This window comes from Deinococcus fonticola (genome assembly GCF_004634215.1).
GTDB lineage: Bacteria > Deinococcota > Deinococci > Deinococcales > Deinococcaceae > Deinococcus > Deinococcus fonticola.
In genome coordinates this window covers 1-16,717 of sequence record NZ_SMMH01000034.1, presented here as the reverse complement: position 1 = coordinate 16,717, position 16,717 = coordinate 1, and the positions used below count along the sequence as shown (strand labels likewise).

Below are 16,717 nucleotides of genomic sequence, written 5' to 3'. Positions count from 1 at the left end.
CTTGCCTGCCTGCCGCTGCGGCGCAGGACGATGCTGAGCATGCCTGACGACAAGAGCAAGAGTGCTGGAATCGTGGAGCAACCCGTGCCGTCCGACCGCGCTCCGGCCGAAGGGGCGCCGGATCATCTGCCCGCCGAGGATCAGGGCAAGAACCCCAACATCGATCCGGCGAGAAAAGACGAACCCGCCGAGGGGGGCCGCGACGAAGTGGAAGGGAATGCCGAACGCAAACCGTGACCGACGCTGCCGCACCTGAACCTGTGCTGCCTGAACCTGTGCTCAACGTGGCCCGCCCTGCCGAGGAGCGGGCCGCCCTGCTGGTGTGGATGAAAGAACAGCTCCACGCCGAGTACGGCGAGCGGGTGCTGGAGCCCCGGCGCGACCCCATGCACGAACTGATTTCCACCATCCTGTCGGGCCGCACGACCCACGCCGACGAGGAAGCCGCCTACTTCAGCCTGCGCGAACTGGGCGACTGGGACGCTATTGCCGCCGCGCCCGTGGCCGAGGTGGCGCACGCCATCCGGCGCAGCAACTACCCCGAAACGAAAGCCCCGCGCATTCAGGCGGCGCTCAAGCAGATCAGGGAGCAGAATGGCAGTTACGACCTGGATTTCCTGCGCGACCTGCCCGTCAAGGACGCCCTGAAGTGGCTGACCGACCTGCCGGGGGTCGGCATCAAAACCGCCTCGCTGCTGCTGTTGTTCAACTATGCCCGCCCGGTGTTTCCGGTGGACACACACGTTCACCGCATCAACACCCGTGTGGGTACCATTCCGCGCATGGGCGAGCAGGCGGCCCACCGCGCCCTGCTGGCCCTGCTGCCCCCAGACCCACCCTTCCTGTTCGAGCTTCACAAGAACCTGCTGCGGCACGGTCAGCAGGTGTGCCAGTGGACGCGCCCCAAATGCGGCAAGTGTGTTCTGCAAGAGCGCTGCGACGCTTACGCCCTGTACGGCGACCGGGTACCCAGTTTCAGCGAAAAATAGCCCGTGGGTGGTGGGGTGTCGGGCGAAGGAAAACAGGGGCGGCCCTTGACCGCATGTGCCCTCTGCCGTCCGCCTGTGCTGTTGTACCTTGGAACCATCGGAGGTCAAGTCATGAAGGTAAAGCAACCCTGGTGGGCTGTTCTGGTGGTTTCTGCGTTGGGTTTCACGGCGTGCGCTCCGGCGAATGAAACGGGGCCGCAACGTGACCCGGCCGCATACCAGATTGCGCCCGCAGACGTGTTCAAAAGTGTGCCCGAGGTCGGCGATATCGGCATGTGGATGATCACCAAATCCCTGGAGAACGCCACCTGGCTGGGCGAAAGCCTGGGCGGGCGCACCTTACGTGAACCCATCAACGTCATCGTGCTGGACAGGGCGGCGAAAACGCCCGAGGAAGCCACCTCGCGCCTGCTGGACGCCATGGAGAAGGCCGGGTACGGCCCGAAGAACATGCACAGTGACGGGTATTCTGGCTGGATCAACGGGCGGCTGTATACCCAGCAACCCGCGAACGGGAAAGGGCTGGCGTTCAGTGACGCGCCCTGGTACCGCTCGAATAACCACGGACGGATGTTCGGCCCGGCGAAGGTGGCGGGCGGGTTCGTGTTCACCGGGGCTTTCAGCCGCGAGGATTTCAAGCTGCTGCCAAAACCACGTCACACGTACAACAGTTTCGTCACGACCCGTGAGGATCTGGCCGAGCAACTGACGGCAAAAACCAGCTTTAAACGCGCCGGTTACGTGGATTTGAAGAACATGCTGGACACCGCAGCCGAAACCACCGCGAACCACGACGGCAAAGCGGTGCTGCTGGTCGCCGAGCAGTGAACCTCACGGGCTGAGGAGTGGGCGGGCCAGCGCGAACGTTTGCCCGCCCACTGCGGTGTCTGGCCCCACATCGGCCCGCAGGTTGCTGTTGCCCCTGGCTTACCCGCGTTCCCTTTCCCTGAGCACCAGCTGGATCAGGCCCATCAGCACCAGTTCGTCGTTCTGGGGGGAGCGGGGGGTCAGTTCCTCGACTTTGAAGCGGCGGGAGAACAGACTGCGTTTCTTGAACACGCGGTACGCCGCCTGCCCGCCCGCGTCCGTGACGGTGTAGGTCGGGTTCACGAGGTAATCGAACCCCATTGCCACCAGATCGCCCACGAACGGCACCGCGCCGATCAGGCCCTCGATGACGCCCAGCCACGGGTGGTCGTCCTTGATGGTGAACAGTGGCTGCCCGTTAGGGGCGAGGAGTTCGTAGCTGGCTCCCCACAGGGTTTTCATGCCCTGTGCCTGCAAAGCGCCGATTTCCGTGCCGTCACTACGGCGAATCAGGCGTTTGGCTTTCCAGTCGAGCGCACCTGCCATAAAGCCCTGCGCCCGCATGCCGTGCGTCTGCACCTGGCGGCTGGCATCGGTAAAGACCTTCACTTCGTCGCGGACACTGAAGGTCTTCTCGCGCACGTAGGCGAGGAGTTGCCCGTTTGCGTCGTGCACTTGCAGTTCGGTAAACAGGCTGAACTTGAATTCCAGGGTGAGCGGAAAGCGCAGGTTATCCACGCTTCAGGGTACGGGATCAGGAGGCGGCTGGTTCCCAGAGATCGAAACGCGTGCCGGGGTGCACACCCGCAGCCGGTGCCCACACCTGGGCAGGCTGGGGCTTTTTCGCTTCCGGTTGCACCGTTCTAATGTGAACTGCGCCCACACCGCAGGCGACGGTCAGGCCCGCGCCGTCCACGCGCAGCACCTCGCCGGGTGGCCCGTGGCCTTCTGTCAGGCTCAGCCCGTTCAGTTTCAACCGTGCGCCGTTCAGGAACGCGGTGGTCTGGGGCCAGGCGGCCACCCCCCGGTAACGGTTCACGACCTGCGCGGCGGTGTCCGTCCAGCGCACGAAGCCGTGTTCCTTGTCCAGCATGCCGGCGTGCGTGGCTGCGCGGTCATCCTGCGGGCGCGGGGTCAGGCTGCCTAGCCCATGCAGGGCCCGCACGATCAGGCGGGCGGCCTGAGCGCTCAGCGCGTCCGAGAGTTCCAGGCTCGTCCATTCGGCAGGAACAGGCAACTCTTCTTGCAGCAGGATGGGGCCGGTGTCCATGCCCTCGTCGGTCTGCATGATGGTGGTGCCCGTGACCGTCTCCCCTTCGATCAAGGCCCACTGGATGGGGGCGGCGCCCCGGTATTTCGGCAGCAGGCTGGTGTGCGTGTTCAAGAAACCGTAACGCGGGATGCTCAGCACGCTGCCGGGCAGGATTTTCCCGTAGGCGCACGTCACCGCCACCTCCGCCCCGGACTCCCGCAACTGCCGGGCAAAAGCCTCGTTGCGGCGCAGTCTGGTGGGCTGGGCCAGCGCAAGCCCCAGTTCAGCGGCCCGCGCCGCGACGGCTGGGGGCGTCAACTTCAGCCCGCGCCCCACCGGCTTGTCCGGTTGCGCGACCACCAGCACCACCTCGAACTCGGCCCGGATGGCGTCCAGCACCGGCACCGCGAAGGCGGGGGAACCGAAGAAGGCCACCCTGGGCAAAGCGAACCTGGGAGCGGTCAAAGGTTCTCCCGGACGTGCCTGTGTTTTTCTTTCTCCCAGGCGCTGAGGTTCGCCAGGAAATTCTTGCTGGCCTGCTGAATTTTCAGGAGGTCGCGGCGGTGCTCGTCAGTGACCTCGGCGGGCAGGTGATCCAGGAACAGCTTGCCGTCCAGGTGGTCGGTTTCGTGCTGGAACACGCGGGCCAGGTAGTCCTCGGCCTCCATGGTTCGGTGCACGCCTTCCAGGTCGGTGTAGGAAATGCTGATCTGGCGGGTGCGCGGCACGCCTTCCTCGTAGATGCCGGGGATGCTCAGGCAGCCCTCCTGGTACGACTTGTCTTTCTTCTTGTTGATGGCCTTGATGACCGGGTTCAGCATCACGTACTCGCGCAGCACCCGCGAGCGCAGGGGGGCGTCGTCCTGGCCCTCGTTTTCTTCCTCGTCGTCCTCGTACTCCACCGCCACGAACAGCCGCACCGGCAGCCCGATCTGCGGGGCGGCCAGGCCCACGCCGCGCTGCTCGAACATGGTTTCCAGCATGGTGTTCGCCACCTCGCGCACCGTCTGCGCCTCGAACCCCGGCACGGTCAGGGTGTCGGTGTGCGCCAGGGGTCTGGCCTTGCGGCGCAGGATCGGGTCGCCGTACAGGCGCATGGGGTAAATGCGGGGTTTCCCGCCGAAGGTCTCTGAAGCTGGAAGGTCGGGCGTGGTCACAATGCCTGTCATTTTAAGCGAGGTTGGGCAAAACCTCCGGGTACACTGCCCACAGTACGCCGGCCCACCGCCCCCGACTGGAGGTTTCCCATGAAGAAAATGACCATTCTGCTGTCCATTCTGGCCGTGTCCAGTGCCGGCGCAACCCGCACCGCCGAGAACCTGAAGGGTTTCAGGAACGTGTGCGTGAACGCCAGCTTCGAGGAAAAAGGCAAGGAAAATGAGGCGGTGCGCGGCAAACTGATCACCCGTCTGGAAGCGGCCCTGAAGAAAGCCAACATTGCGGTGGCGCCCGGCGAGTGCGGCCCAAAAGGCCTGACGGCAAACCGGCAGGTGAACCTGTTTTTCTCTTTCTTCACAACGGATGACGGCGATATTTACCAGGCGAGCCTGGAAGGGTGGCTCAGCAAGGAGGGCAACTACAAGGAAGTGACCCTGTGGAGTGACCTGTTTATCGGCGGACTCGATGTGGGCGGCGGCAGCCTGGAGGCGGCCGACCTGGCCGACGAACTGGTGGCCGACTTCATCGCCGACTGGAAGAAAACCACGCACTGAGATGGGCTTGGGTTGAATCACTTCGTCAACGATTCAATCCGAGCTGGGCGGGTTCCGGGCGTGGAGTTTGCCAAACTAAACAGACGGAACCCGTATCAGCCGCAACACTGAGCTAAACGGCGGATGGCGGTGGGCCGGGCGTCCGGCATACTGCAAGGATGTCTGTGCTTCGCGTGGCCGCCGCGGCTTACCCCGTCGATTTCCTGAACTCCTGGGAAGACTACCAGGCAAAACTCTCGCGCTGGGTGGCGGACGCGGCGCGGCTGGGGGCGCATCTGCTGGTGTTTCCGGAGTATGCGCCGCTGGAACTGATCAGCCTGCTGCCCCCGGAACTGCACCATGACGTGCTGGGCATGCGTCCTGAATTGCAGCGCTTTCTGCCGGACTTTGTGGCCCTGCACGAGCAGCTGGCGCGTGACTTCGGCGTAACGATCGTGGCCGGCAGTTACCCCGTAGCGCACGCCGACGGCTTCGTGAACCGGGCCTACGTGTTCAGCCCCAGCGGCGCGAGTGATTTTCAGGACAAGCTGCTCATGACCCGCTTCGAGGACGAAGAGTGGCTGATCAGTCCTGGCAACGGCGTGAAGGTCTTTCAGTCGCAGGGCGTCCAGTTCGGCGTGGCTATCTGCTACGACAGTGAATTCCCGCACCTGGGCCGCGCCCTGGCGGAAGGCGGGGCGGAACTGCTGGTGGTGCCGTCCTTTACCGGGTCGCGAGCCGGTTTCACGCGGGTGCGGGTGGGCAGCATGGCCCGCGCCCTGGAAAACCAGTGTTACGCCCTGCACGCGCCCCTGCTGGCCGACGCTCCGTGGACATACGCCGTGGAGGACGCCGTGGGGCAGGCAGGCATCTACTCGCCTGCCGATCACGGCCTGCCGGACACGGGAATCGTGGCGGAGGCCGGGTGGATGGAAGCGGCGTGGCTGGTGCAAGACCTCGATTTCATGCTGATCCGCAACGTTCGTGCGGATGGGCACGTCCTGAACTGGCGTGACCGGCACATCGGGCAGTCAAGAGTGACACCCGCAAAGGTAGTGACCCTTGATTGAAGTTCGCATCCTGACCGCTCAGGACGTGGAAAGTTACCGCGTGGTGCGTCACACGGTCTTGAACAGTGACCCGGTGGCCTTCGTGACCACGGCCGCCGAGTTTGCTGCCCGTGACACAGAAGGCATTGCCGCGCAGATCAGCCCCACTGAGCAGAACGTGACTTTCGGCGCATTCTTAGGTGGTCAACTGGTCGGCATTCTCTCGCTGGCACGCGAAACACGCCGAAGTCTGGGAGGGACTGACCAGCCTGCTCCTGGCGGTGGTGGAAACCCAGCACAGCGCCCGGAGGCTCTATGAACGGCACAGCTTTACGTTCTGGGGCACGCAGCCGGACGCAGTGCAACATAGTGGGCAGACGTACAGCGAATCCTGGCTGTGGCGCGACATGAAACCGGGCCAGTGAACCGCACCCGACGGCCACTGACCCGGTAAAAGGTGAACTACTGATCGGTCTGAATCTGATCGGGTGTGTTGCCCGTGACGGTGCCGCCCGTTTGCTTGAAGATGGCGTCCTTGAAGTTCCGCACTCCCCCTCCCTTATTCGCGGAAGTGTTGGTAGTGACGCTGCCGCTTTGCAGGGTAAACGTGCCCCCGTTGGCAACACCCCCACCTGAGCCTGTTGTCGCCTTGTTCCCAGTGATGGTTGCGCCCGCCAAATTCAGCGTCCCGCCTGGAATGGTCACGCCCTTGTCATCCACGTAGGAGTTGTTCACGTAAATGCCTCCGCCCTGCACCTCGGCGGTGTTGCTGGCTATTGTGCCGCCACTGGCCGTGAACGTCCCGGTGTTCCCGATTCGTACGCCTCCGCCCCGGCCCTGCCCGCTTTCCGTTCCACTCGCTGTATTTCCGCTGATACTTCCACTGGTCATATCAAAAATTCCGCTGACGTACACTGCGCCGCCACTGCCTGTCGTGACTTTGTTATTCTCGATTTTCGCGCCGGACAGCGTGAATTTCGATGCTGGAACAATCACGCCCTTGTCATCCACGAAGGCACCGCCGATGGTCACGCCGCCCGCCTGCAATGCGGCGGTATTGCCACTGATACTTCCACCACTGGCGTTAAACGTGGCATTCGAGTACATGTGAACTCCACCGCCCCGGCCCTGTCCTTTCGTGGTATCGGTTCCCGTGACCGTGTTTCCGGTAATGCTGCCCCCGGTCATGGTTACTTTCCCGCCAATAGTGACACCGCCACCGTTACGAATTGCTGTATTACCGCTGATCTCCCCGCCGGAAATGCTGAGTGTAGCGGTTGAATGCACGCGCACGCCACCGCCGCCATCGGCTTCACCCGTGACCTTGTTACCGCTGATGACGCCGCCCTGAATAACGCTGCTGGAGCCACCGCCGATAACTAGACCACCCCCGGTGTTCACGGCAGTATTGTTGCTGACTGTACCACCGGCCATGACCAGTTTGCTGCGGCTCACGGCAATACCGCCGCTGTTGTCGCTTGCCGTATTCCCGATCACGCTGGCGCTGCCGCCGAGGTTCAGGGTGCGAATGGTGGTCGCCGTAGACGAGGTGAAGGCCTCGATCCCCCCGCCACTCACCTTGGCCGTATTGCCCTGAATAGTGCCGCCCGTAACTGTGGCTTCACCGTATAAGCCCAGTCCACCGCCGTATGGGGCGGTATTCCCCTTCACCATGCCGCCCGTCAAGGTCAGTGGGCCGCTGCTCCAGATGCCCCCCCCACTGCCCCGTGTTTCATCAGTCACTTTGTTGTTCTCGAAAGTACCACCGGAAATGGTCAGTTTAGGGATTACCGGATTCTTGTTGGCGTCCGTGGTGACCTGAACCGTCACGCCACCGCCAAAGTAAGACACTTTGTTTCCGCTGAAGCTGCCACCGGAAATGGTCACGTCGCCATTGCTGTAAATGCCGCCCCCCGCACAGCCGCTCACGGAATTGTCAGTGGCTACCGTTACGGGGTACGTGCAGGTGTTGCTGTCAATGTTCCCGCTGCTCATGGTGAGGGTGCTGCCGATATCCCCCACAATGCCCGCCCCGCTGTAGTAGGAGGTATTCCCACTGACGCTCCCACCTGTGATGGTAATGGAACCTTTATTGGCGATTCCGCCTCCTGACAAGGCCGCAGTATTCTCGGTGACTTTGGTTGTTCCGGTAAGGCCAAGCGTCGCGCCTTTGGCATTGGCGATTCCACCGCCAAAGTCGGCTTTTCCGCCCGTGACGGTCACGCTGTCGAGCGTGAGGGCACCTTTGTTCACGATGATGCCGCCGTAAGTTTCAGTTTCAGCCTGGGCCGACATTCTTACTCCCGAGCCACCCTCCAGACTCATCGCCCCGGAACGCCCGCTCAGGCTGGCCACGTTGGCTGTGATGACCTGGCCGACACCGCCTTTCAAGGTGCCACCCTTGAGGGTGACAGCTACGCCTGCGGGGATTTCCAGCACGCGGCTTTTTCCGGCAGCGTCGAAGGTCACGCCAGTCGCGTCGATGGTGACATTCTTGCTGGTGGTGAGTGGACTGGCCAGCATTACAGTTCCAGTGGTGCTGAACTTGATGGTGTCCCCGCCCTTGGCATCGGTCAGGATTTGCCGCAGACTGCCCGCGCCGCTGTCGGTCAGGGTGGTGACTTTGGTGCTGGTGTCCACCGGGCCGCTCCTACCACCGTCGCAGGCGGAAAGGATCAGGGCCAGGGTAGGAAGAACGAATCCGACGGTTGCCTTGATACTCATGGTGAACCTCCCTCTGCCTTCAAAGTGCGGACGAACGGAGGGTTTGAACGCCCGCCCGTGCTTTGAAGGTGAGCAGAGTGTGAAGAATGAAGCGTCAATTCAGCGTCAATACAGGGCGTCAATTTAGACGGCGGGGTTGTTGCAGGTCTTGTACCAAGCGGTGGTAGCGTTTCACCAGCACAGAGTCGTTGGTGACCTGGCCTTGTACCATACGGGTGGCGCGGGACAGGTACTCGTGGTGACCTATGGTGAGTGCTGCTACGGCCCATTCATAGTGAGCGCGTCCATCTTCATTATGGGCAGCCAGGGGTTCGCTGGCGCTCAGGCAGGCGTGCGCCTGCTCGCTTGCACCGAGGGCGTGGTAGGCCAGGGCGCTCTTGGTCAGGGCAATGATCTGAACGGTGCCAGTGTGGTGCGTTTGTGGCGACAGGTGCTGAAGGGCCAGTTCGGGTTCGTGGCGCAGCAGCGCAGCGGTTCCCAGTGAGTTATGAACGTAGGGAGTCATGGTGAATTGCCCCAGGTCAAGGGCCTCCAGGCCCAGTGCATGGGTACGGGTGATGTCCTGGGTGGCATTGAGGTGCCATAAGTAGAAGGTCACGACACCGCAGTGTTGCTGTGGGCGGGGCCAGTGACGAGCGGATTCCAGTGCCCATTCGTGCCAGCGGCGAGCCGTTACAAAATCCCCGCGAGTGTCGTAGGTGCTGGCGGTCACGGCTTGCAACAGCGCGGGTGAGGAGTGCGGCCGGAGAACTTTGAGTCCTTGCATGGTCAGTTGTTCAGCGCGAGCGTACTGGCCTTGCATGTCCGCCAGGCTGGCGGCGGTGTAAAACAGTTCCCAGGGCGGGTCGGTGTGAGCCTGGAAGCCCTGCTTGACGTGCTGGATGGCCGCCTGGAATTCGTCGTTATCCAGAGCAATATAGGCCAGGGTGTCGTGCGCCAGGGCCGCTCCTTCGCCGGTGGGGCAGAGGTTCAGGGCGTACTGGGCCGCTTGAGCCGCCACGTGGTACTGCCCTGAGTCCATTTCAGCAGCGGCGTCCAGAGCGTAGAGCAGGGAGAGACTGCCGGGGCGGCCCCGACCTGAACCTGTTGAGGAAGTTGAAGTGGGTCGCGGTGTGGTGGCTTGGCCCTGTTGGGTTGGGGGGACGGAGATGGACAAAGCAGGCGTGAGCTGGCTCCTGGGCACTCCTGTTGGGATGGCCTGTGTCAGAGCGAGATCAATCTGTGGTGTCGGGACTGGTTCGGGCATGTATTTTTGTAGTTTTTCTTCGTGTTGATTGGCCCATTCCAGCCAGCGTTCACTGCCGCGTGTGCGGTGCCCGGCCATAAATTCCGGGCGTCCGAACGCACTGGCCTGCGCGCCGTGCCGGGCATCCACCTGGACGTATTGCAGGTCAAGGGCCAGCAGACCACCATTCTCTTGCAGAACACTGACGTGTTCGGCCAGGGTGCGCCTCAGTTGATACAGAGTCATGCGCAGGTTGTGCAGGGCGCGGCTGGTCGGGGCGTCCCAGAGCAGGTCAGCCACGTTCAGCCGGGATTGTGGGCCGTCCAGGGCCAGTACTGCCAGCAGGCGCAGTGCGTTGGTGGTGCAGGGGACGATTTGCTGGTCACTGGCACGGCGCAGGGCAGGGGAACCAAACAGGTAGAGGTGCAAATCCGGGGCGTTCATGGGGTCACGTCCGGGAAGGGGTGAAGGGCCTCATGCCGCTCGGCGGTCTCGCTGGCCCACTGGGCCAGGAAGTGATTCCCGGCAGTGCTCTCGATGCGGGCCAGCTCGGCGTAGACCACCTGATCGCTGGGGTAGTGTTCCCCGGTATCGGGCAGGCGGTACTGCGAATGCCGCAACCAGTGGCGGGCTTCGGGCAGGTGCCCGCGCCGTCCCTCGATCAGCCCCAGCAGCACCGACGTGTCGGCCAGCGCCACGGGTTGCCGGGTCAGGACGGCGGTGGAGTAGGCCCGCATGGCCCAGTCGAAGGCCTGCGTCAGGTGCCGGGGTTTGCCGGCAGGGGGGGCCTGCTCGTGGGCGCTCAGATGCATCATGGCCATGTTATAGCTGGCGGCGAACACGCCGTGCCACCACTGCGCGATCTGAGCGGTGTCGTGGGCCAGGCGCTGGTGGTGCATGGCTTCCTGCAGGTGCCCGGTGCGGCGCAGGTACAGGCCGTAATTCACGTGGTACCAGCAGTACTCGACGCCGTCTTCGGGCAGCAGCGCCTGACGCAACTGCTCGAAGTACCCGTGGGCCTCGGCGTACTGGGCGCTGAGGGTGGCCTGGCGGGCCAGGCGAATCAGCAGGCGGGCGCGGTTGAGGCGGTTCAGGCCGCTGGCCCGCAGCAGGTGTTGCAGCACCGGCACCTGCCCAGCGGTGCCCTCTGCGCCGTGCAACTCGTGCAGGCACATGGTGATCAGGGTTTCGGTGTGGGCCAGGTCGTTGATGTTCAGCGGCTGGGTTCTCAGGTGTTGCAGGCGCCCCAGGGCCTGGCTGATCAGCCCGCCCTGCAGCAGCAGGGTGCATTCGCTGAGCTGCATGGCCACCTGATTACGGTGTTGCCGCAGCGACCGCAGGTGATCGGACACCGTGGCCTGATCCGGGTAAAAAGTCAGGTGGGCGGTGACTTCGGGCAGCAGCGTGAAGAGTTTGGTGGCCTGGCGGGTAGGGCTGTGGGTGACACGCCGCCCGAAGTAGCGCTCCTCGTGCTTGCGGGTAAAGCGCCACAGGTCACGCCCGGCGATGTCGGGGGTCAGGCGGCTCCAGGGGTGGTGGTCGCACACCTCGTCGGTGCTGATGTGTCGGTTGTGGTTGACGGCCAGCAGCGTGTAGAAGATCACCCACTTGTGAGGCAGGGCCAGCGGTTCGTGGGCCAGGCACAGCGTGAAGGTGTCCTTGACGAGTTGAACCGTCAGAACCGGGGGTGGTTTTGATGTTGCCACTGCGCTGTTCACACAGACCTTCCCATGGCTTGAAACGTCGTGACTTCGTTTCATTATGTGACCATCACGCGCAAATGCACCCTTTCTCACATTAATGAAGGATTGGGAAGTGAGGAAACAAAGGGAGAAAGGCCCGTGGAAACGTCCAGGGCCTTTCAGGGAAGATCTGTCGAATGGTCTCTCCGGTCTGACCTGCGGTTGCACCAACGGCATCCTCATTCCGGTAAAAACAGAATACGCCCGATACGTAATCCTGTCAAGCCTTCTGTGAATATGACTTGATTATGAGAAGGGAGATCGATCCATTTCGGCGCCTGGTGACATCAAGTGAAACCTGGGCACAAATGCATACTCCGCTTAAGCCATCTGGCCTAGTGGGCCCATTCGCCTTTTGCTTGTCTCCACGGCAAGATGACGGCATGACCCACCTCGCCGCACCCGCCATCCGAACCGCCGAGGCGAGGGACGCCTATCTGGCCGCCCTGCTGCACAACGCCACCCAGGAACCGCACTTCAGACGCACCGCCGAGCAACTGGCCCAGACCTTCAGCAAGGCCGGGCACGGTTATGTCATCAGTGAAACGGCGGGTTGGATCATCGGGTTGGCCTCGCTGTGGCTGCCGGACTTTCACCCCACACACGCCTGGGTGAGCCTCTCTCTACACCCCGATCACCTGGCCGACGACACCGCGCGGCAGCTGCTGATCTCCCAGCAGGAAGCCGCCCGCGCGGCCGGGCGCCCGCACTTGTGGCTCAGCGTCCGGGAAGATTACCTGCCTCACCTGCCCGACCTGAGCGCGCTGGGTTTCCGCGAGGTTCACCGCACCTTCGGCGGCGGGTTTCACCTCAACACCTGGCAGGCCAGCACCCGCCAGCTGGACACTTCGCTTCAGGAACGGGGCTACACCCTGACGCCCGCCCAGAAGTTTCAGGACGATCCCCGGCTTCAGGCGCTGTACGATCTGACCCGGAATGACAAAATCAGCGCCGCGCCCACCATTCCTGAGGCCAGCGACACCCTGGCGGACGGGGACGCCCTGTGGAACGCCGCCTGGCTGGCCTGGCACGGCGAAACGCTGGTGGGGCTGGCGCTGCCGGAAAAGGGCCGTCTGGACGCCTGGAATGCCGTACTTATCGTTCACCCGCAGCACCGCCGGCGCGGCCTGGCCACTGCCCTGCTGGCCCAGGTGGCCCGCACCCTGCAAAGTCAAGGCATCACTTTCCTGAATACCGCCGGCAGCCAGCGTGACGCCGCCTACCTGGGCGTGCTGCGCCGTCTGGGGGCCAACATCGAACCGGACTGGATCGCCTGGGAGCTTGAAGCGTGAAAGTGCGCCCCTTCCAGCATGCCGACGCGCAGGAGGTGGCGAGACTGGTGACCGAAAGCGTGCGCGGTCAGTGGGTGTATGGTGCAGAGCAATTCCGGGAAAGCGAAGACCCGCACAGGCGGCGACTGGTGGCCGTTCAGAACGGTGAACTCCTGGCGACTGCCCGGCTCTCGCCTTTCGGTGAAGGGGCACCGGATGCCCTGCGCCTCGACCTGGCCGGAGACAGGCGGCTGTTCACGCCGCTTTTTCTGGCGCTGCTGGCCGATCTGCCCGCTGGGTTCACGCGCCTGCTGGGGGTCGCCCGCGAGGACTTCAGCGAGCAGATGGCGTTTTTTCACGCGGCGGGGTTCCGCCACGCCTGGCAGTCCTGGGGCGCACACCTGAATCTGAGGGCCTTCGATTTCGAGCGGTTCCGCGCCCTGGACGAACAGCTTTTTCTGCAAGGGTATGAGGTCGAGCGGTGGGACAATGAGGCCCCGGAAAGCGAGTGGGCCGCCCTTTATCAGCTTCACCGGCAGGGTGAACGGGCCATGCCGCGCAACCCCACCACGACGCCGGATCAGCTTGATCTGAAGGGTCTGCGAAGCATGATTCAACGAGAGGAAAGGGCCTTCGTCGTGCGGCATAAGCAGGAAATCGTGGCCCTGACGCGCCTGACCCTGGGGAACCGCAAGGGGCGGGGGCCGGAAGTCGAGAGTGAATTCACGGCCACGCACCCGGCTCACCGCTCCAGAGGACTGGCGACCCTGCTCAAAGCGCACGCGCTGCACTGGGCAAAGAACAGCGGCTACACGCACGCCGCAACGGGCGGCACCGTGCTGAACCTGCCCATGTTGCGTGTGAATACCCGCCTGGGCTACCTGGCCGAGCCGATGTGGGTGACCTGGGAACGCTGGTTGGGAGCACGCCGGCTTGACGAAAACCCCTTACCCTGAGGGCGTGCGCGTTCCCGTCGCTGACCTTTTCACGACCTTCCTGAAACTGGGCCTGACCTCCTTTGGCGGCCCGGTGGCGCACCTGGGGTTCTACCGCGCGGAGTTCGTCGAGCGCCGCAAGTGGCTTTCGGACGAGCAGTACGCGGACACGGTGGCGCTGGCGCAGTTCCTGCCCGGCCCGGCCAGCAGTCAGGTGGGGTTCGCCACCGGCTTCATGCTGGGCGGCTGGCCGGGGGCTTTGGCGGCGTGGACGGGTTTCACGCTGCCCAGTGTGCTGCTGATGGTGGCGTTTGCGCTGCTGGTCACGCGCCTGGGCGATGTGGGCAACGCGGGCTGGTTGACTGGTCTGAAGATCGCGGCGGTGGCGGTGGTGGCGCAGGCGGTGGCCGGCATGTGGCACACCCTGGTGAGCGCGGAAGGCGAGCCGGGCCGAGTCAAAACCGCGCTGGCGCTGGGAACGGCGGCGTTCCTGCTGGTGTGGCCGGGCGCGTGGGCGCAGGTGCTGGCCCTGGTGCTGTGCGGAGTCACCGGATGGCGATTTCTTCCCGCAGCCGGCACAGCGAAGACGGCTGGCCTGCAAGCCGGAATTTCACGCCGGAGCGGGCTGATGCTGCTGGTGACCTTCGGCGTGCTGCTGCTGGGCCTTCCTCTACTGCGTCCTCTGGGAGCCGAATTCGCCCTGGCCGACACGGTCTACCGCGCCGGGGCCCTGGTGTTCGGCGGGGGACACGTGGTGCTGCCGCTTTTGCAGGCCGGGTTCGTTCCGCAGTTCCTGAGCGCCGACACGTTCATCGCCGGGTACGGGGCCGCGAACGCCGTGCCGGGGCCGCTCTTCACCTTCGCCTCGTATCTGGGGGCCGCACAAACAAGTTTCAGTCCCCTGCTGGGAGCCCTACTGGCCACGGTGATGATTTTCCTGCCGGGCCTCCTGCTGATGATCGGCGCTCTCCCCTTCTGGTCGGCCCTGTCCGGGCGCCCCGACACACGCCGCGCCCTCACCGGGCTCAATGCTGGCGTGGTGGGGCTGCTATTGGCCGCCCTGTACGACCCGGTGTTCACGTCGGCCATTCACACTGCGCCACAACTCGCGCTGGCGCTGGTGGCCTACGCCGCGCTGACGGCCGGAAAGGCTCCCGCGTGGGCCGTGGTGGTGGCGTGCGCGGTGGTGGGTGCGGTAAGTGGCTAGGGTTAAGTACTGAGCGGCAAAAAGGACAGCTTGACTCAAGACCTATTGCGCAGTAAGGCCCAGAGCAGCTAGTACAGCGTTCAATTAATTCGGATAGCTTGATAGTGCCTACCAAAGCTGCGACGGGCATCCTGGGTCGAGAATTGCCAATTGATCTTTACCCCCGCTGCATTTCGGGCGCTCACCCAGCATTCAACTTCGTCCCGAAGTCGTTCGAGGGTAGGAATACGCCGCTTCAGGCATTGTCGTTGAAGCGCACTGAATTCAAGCTCGGCCATATTCAGCCATGAGGCATGCTTTGGGGTATAGATCCATTCGAAGCGGTTCACCAGTCGGTGAGCGGCTTCTGGCGGCAACCACTTGTAAAAACTGGAGCCATGATGAGTGTTCAGATTGTCCTGAACGAGGGTGATGCGTGCCGCCTGCGGATAGGCTCGTTCCAGTTCCTGCATGAATTCGGTGTACTCTTCCGCTGTTCTGCGGGCACAAACTTTGACGAAGCGTCGCCCGGTCAGCGGTTCAACGGCCAGGAGCACGACGGCACTCCCGAAACGCTGATACTCGTAGTCTTGCCTGGCGACCTTACCCGGTTCCATGGGAACCGGGGCCAGTTTGTCGCCGATCAGAAAGCAGGGCTGTTCATCGAAGCACAACACGGGATTCTGCTCGTCATAGGGTCGCATGTACACGTCCAGCACCCGTTCCATCTCGCACAGAAATCGCGCGGTCAGTTGCGCGATGCACCACTGCTTTTTGCGGTGCGGCTGGACTTCGTTTTTTTCAACATGTAGAACACCGTTGACGGCGCAATGCCCTCAACAAGCTGGAGTTCGACCGCTTTGTCTGCCAGCAGACGAATACTCCGCTTTAGGCTTCTCTCCTGAGGCCGACACGCATCCGAGCGGTTGGCGGTGGAAACCAGTTCAAGCTCCAAGGTGAAGAACGCCTGCTCTGCACGCTGCTCTATCTCCGCCAGTACCTTCACGATGCATGTTTTAGGCATTCTCTTCGACCTGGACGAAGCCAACATCTGCCGCAACATTCATACCTATCTGCCCCTCCTAGAGCAGGCTCTGCCTGCTCCCCGTCGACCCCGTACCCTTCAGACCAAGCCAGATGAGTTGCCTAAAAAGGGAACGAAGAAACCGCGAAAGATCCGTTCCATCGAGGAGTTTCTGGAAGTTTTCCCTGAACTGACGGACTTAATCGTGGATGGAACAGAACAACCTCGTGGGCAGCCCAAAGTCAAAAAGGTGAAGACGCCGAGCCAGAAGCCGGTGGGGAGACCCAAAGATGAGAAGCGGTATTACAGCGTGAAAAAGGGAACCCACACGCTCAAGGTGCAGGTTGCGGTGACACCAGAAGGAGAGATCATGCACCTGAGTGCGACCGCTCGCGGTCGCGTCCACGACATGAAGCTGTTACGGAAATCTCGGCTGGTCAAGCATGTACATCCGGGCGTTCGCCTATGGGGCGACCGTGGGTATACGGGGTTAGACAAGATCTATCCAGAGCATGAAACGATCGTCCCCAAAAAACGGCCTAAGGGAGGGGACCTGACAACTGAGGAACGAGAGCTGAACCGTCAGATCTCAAAGGTCAGAATTGCAGCCGAAAATGCGATCTGTCGGATAAAAAAGTTCCGCTCCTGTAAGGAATTTTTCCGCAACAGGGACAAACATCATGGACTGATTTGGGGCTGTGTCGCTGGATTAGTGAACTTACGCTGGAAAGCACAGCAGCAAACTCAGATGGCCTGAACGACTAAACAGGGGGAAGGCAGGATTTGTCCTGCCTTCCCCCTCCTATCGCCTTACTGCGCAAG

Annotated in this window: 16 protein-coding genes and 1 pseudogene; 10 read left to right on the top strand and 7 right to left on the bottom strand. The window is 62.8% G+C overall.

Going from position 1 to position 16,717, the window contains the following annotated elements:
- Window positions 1–39 precede the first annotated feature (39 nt).
- The 3 genes from E5Z01_RS15945 (at window position 40) to E5Z01_RS15935 (ending at window position 1,817) form a co-directional block, all read left to right on the top strand.
- Window positions 40–237 (top strand): hypothetical protein, encoded by a 198-nt coding sequence (locus tag E5Z01_RS15945; RefSeq protein WP_135230264.1) that lies wholly within the window; start codon window positions 40–42, stop codon window positions 235–237.
- 89 nt (window positions 238–326) lie between these two features.
- Window positions 327–989 (top strand): monofunctional DNA glycosylase, encoded by a 663-nt coding sequence (locus tag E5Z01_RS15940; RefSeq protein ID WP_135230280.1) that lies wholly within the window; start codon window positions 327–329, stop codon window positions 987–989.
- A gap of 111 nt (window positions 990–1,100) precedes the next feature.
- Window positions 1,101–1,817: a hypothetical protein gene (locus E5Z01_RS15935; protein WP_135230263.1), complete on the top strand. Its 717-nt coding sequence runs from the start codon at window positions 1,101–1,103 to the stop codon at window positions 1,815–1,817.
- A 99-nt stretch (window positions 1,818–1,916) separates the two neighbouring features.
- Here E5Z01_RS15935 and E5Z01_RS15930 read toward each other — a convergent pair whose 3' ends face one another.
- From E5Z01_RS15930 to def, 3 genes are read right to left on the bottom strand one after another with little or no spacing between them, the layout of a single operon-like run.
- The gene (locus tag E5Z01_RS15930) at window positions 1,917–2,534 is read right to left on the bottom strand and encodes a hypothetical protein (protein ID WP_135230262.1); all 618 of its coding nucleotides are present in this window, start codon (window positions 2,532–2,534) and stop codon (window positions 1,917–1,919) included.
- A gap of 16 nt (window positions 2,535–2,550) precedes the next feature.
- Entirely contained in the window at window positions 2,551–3,513 is a 963-nt protein-coding gene (gene fmt / locus E5Z01_RS15925) for a methionyl-tRNA formyltransferase (RefSeq protein WP_167757968.1), read from the bottom strand.
- The gene (gene def, locus E5Z01_RS15920) at window positions 3,510–4,145 is read right to left on the bottom strand and encodes a peptide deformylase (protein WP_240738503.1); all 636 of its coding nucleotides are present in this window, start codon (window positions 4,143–4,145) and stop codon (window positions 3,510–3,512) included. Before def ends, fmt begins: the two co-directional genes overlap by 4 nt.
- 150 nt (window positions 4,146–4,295) lie before the next feature.
- Between def and E5Z01_RS15915 the strand changes: the two genes are divergently transcribed.
- The 3 genes from E5Z01_RS15915 to E5Z01_RS15905 all read left to right on the top strand — a co-directional run bounded on the left by E5Z01_RS15915 (window position 4,296) and on the right by E5Z01_RS15905 (window position 6,107).
- Window positions 4,296–4,760, top strand: coding sequence for a hypothetical protein (locus E5Z01_RS15915; protein WP_135230260.1), 465 nt, complete (start codon window positions 4,296–4,298; stop codon window positions 4,758–4,760).
- A gap of 158 nt (window positions 4,761–4,918) precedes the next feature.
- Window positions 4,919–5,809: a carbon-nitrogen hydrolase family protein gene (locus tag E5Z01_RS15910; RefSeq protein ID WP_135230259.1), complete on the top strand. Its 891-nt coding sequence runs from the start codon at window positions 4,919–4,921 to the stop codon at window positions 5,807–5,809.
- Entirely contained in the window at window positions 5,802–6,107 is a 306-nt protein-coding gene (locus E5Z01_RS15905) for a hypothetical protein (protein WP_240738495.1), read from the top strand. Before E5Z01_RS15910 ends, E5Z01_RS15905 begins: the two co-directional genes overlap by 8 nt.
- Before the next feature lie 143 nt (window positions 6,108–6,250).
- Here the strand turns inward: E5Z01_RS15905 and E5Z01_RS15900 are convergent, their stop codons facing one another.
- From E5Z01_RS15900 to E5Z01_RS15890, 3 genes are all read right to left on the bottom strand, one after another.
- Complete coding sequence (locus E5Z01_RS15900) at window positions 6,251–8,512, bottom strand: beta strand repeat-containing protein (protein WP_135230258.1); 2,262 nt, start codon at window positions 8,510–8,512, stop codon at window positions 6,251–6,253.
- A gap of 118 nt (window positions 8,513–8,630) precedes the next feature.
- Window positions 8,631–10,181 (bottom strand): hypothetical protein, encoded by a 1,551-nt coding sequence (locus E5Z01_RS15895; protein WP_135230257.1) that lies wholly within the window; start codon window positions 10,179–10,181, stop codon window positions 8,631–8,633.
- Window positions 10,178–11,455: a tetratricopeptide repeat protein gene (locus E5Z01_RS15890; RefSeq protein WP_135230256.1), complete on the bottom strand. Its 1,278-nt coding sequence runs from the start codon at window positions 11,453–11,455 to the stop codon at window positions 10,178–10,180. The genes E5Z01_RS15895 and E5Z01_RS15890 overlap by 4 nt, the downstream gene beginning before the upstream one ends.
- 407 nt (window positions 11,456–11,862) lie before the next feature.
- On the opposite strand from E5Z01_RS15890, the gene E5Z01_RS15885 reads away from it, so the two are divergent.
- From E5Z01_RS15885 to chrA, 3 genes are read left to right on the top strand one after another with little or no spacing between them, the layout of a single operon-like run.
- Window positions 11,863–12,771: a GNAT family N-acetyltransferase gene (locus tag E5Z01_RS15885; RefSeq protein WP_135230255.1), complete on the top strand. Its 909-nt coding sequence runs from the start codon at window positions 11,863–11,865 to the stop codon at window positions 12,769–12,771.
- Window positions 12,768–13,706 (top strand): GNAT family N-acetyltransferase, encoded by a 939-nt coding sequence (locus tag E5Z01_RS15880; protein ID WP_135230254.1) that lies wholly within the window; start codon window positions 12,768–12,770, stop codon window positions 13,704–13,706. Before E5Z01_RS15885 ends, E5Z01_RS15880 begins: the two co-directional genes overlap by 4 nt.
- Window positions 13,684–14,892, top strand: a complete 1,209-nt coding sequence (gene chrA / locus E5Z01_RS15875) for a chromate efflux transporter (RefSeq protein WP_240738494.1) — start codon at window positions 13,684–13,686, stop codon at window positions 14,890–14,892. Before E5Z01_RS15880 ends, chrA begins: the two co-directional genes overlap by 23 nt.
- A gap of 80 nt (window positions 14,893–14,972) precedes the next feature.
- On the opposite strand, the gene E5Z01_RS15870 is transcribed toward chrA, so the two are convergent.
- A complete protein-coding gene (locus E5Z01_RS15870) occupies window positions 14,973–15,623 on the bottom strand; it encodes an IS630 family transposase (RefSeq protein ID WP_240738502.1) in 651 nt (216 codons plus the stop codon).
- A 143-nt stretch (window positions 15,624–15,766) separates the two neighbouring features.
- Between E5Z01_RS15870 and E5Z01_RS15860 the strand changes: the two are divergent.
- Window positions 15,767–16,652: pseudogene (locus E5Z01_RS15860) on the top strand (transposase); the annotation flags it as partial.
- Between the last annotated feature and the right edge of the window lie 65 nt (window positions 16,653–16,717).

Bases quoted from the DNA above. Each gene is read 5' to 3' on its own strand.
- def (WP_240738503.1), bottom strand. From the start codon at position 4,145: ATGCGCCTGTACGGCGACCCGATCCTGCGCCGCAAGGCCAGACCCCTG.
- E5Z01_RS15935 (WP_135230263.1), top strand. From the start codon at position 1,101: ATGAAGGTAAAGCAACCCTGGTGGGCTGTTCTGGTGGTTTCTGCGTTG.
- E5Z01_RS15885 (WP_135230255.1), top strand. From the start codon at position 11,863: ATGACCCACCTCGCCGCACCCGCCATCCGAACCGCCGAGGCGAGGGAC.
- E5Z01_RS15900 (WP_135230258.1), bottom strand. From the start codon at position 8,512: ATGAGTATCAAGGCAACCGTCGGATTCGTTCTTCCTACCCTGGCCCTG.
- E5Z01_RS15940 (WP_135230280.1), top strand. From the start codon at position 327: ATGAAAGAACAGCTCCACGCCGAGTACGGCGAGCGGGTGCTGGAGCCC.
- E5Z01_RS15915 (WP_135230260.1), top strand. From the start codon at position 4,296: ATGAAGAAAATGACCATTCTGCTGTCCATTCTGGCCGTGTCCAGTGCC.
- E5Z01_RS15945 (WP_135230264.1), top strand. From the start codon at position 40: ATGCCTGACGACAAGAGCAAGAGTGCTGGAATCGTGGAGCAACCCGTG.
- E5Z01_RS15895 (WP_135230257.1), bottom strand. From the start codon at position 10,181: ATGAACGCCCCGGATTTGCACCTCTACCTGTTTGGTTCCCCTGCCCTG.
- E5Z01_RS15910 (WP_135230259.1), top strand. From the start codon at position 4,919: ATGTCTGTGCTTCGCGTGGCCGCCGCGGCTTACCCCGTCGATTTCCTG.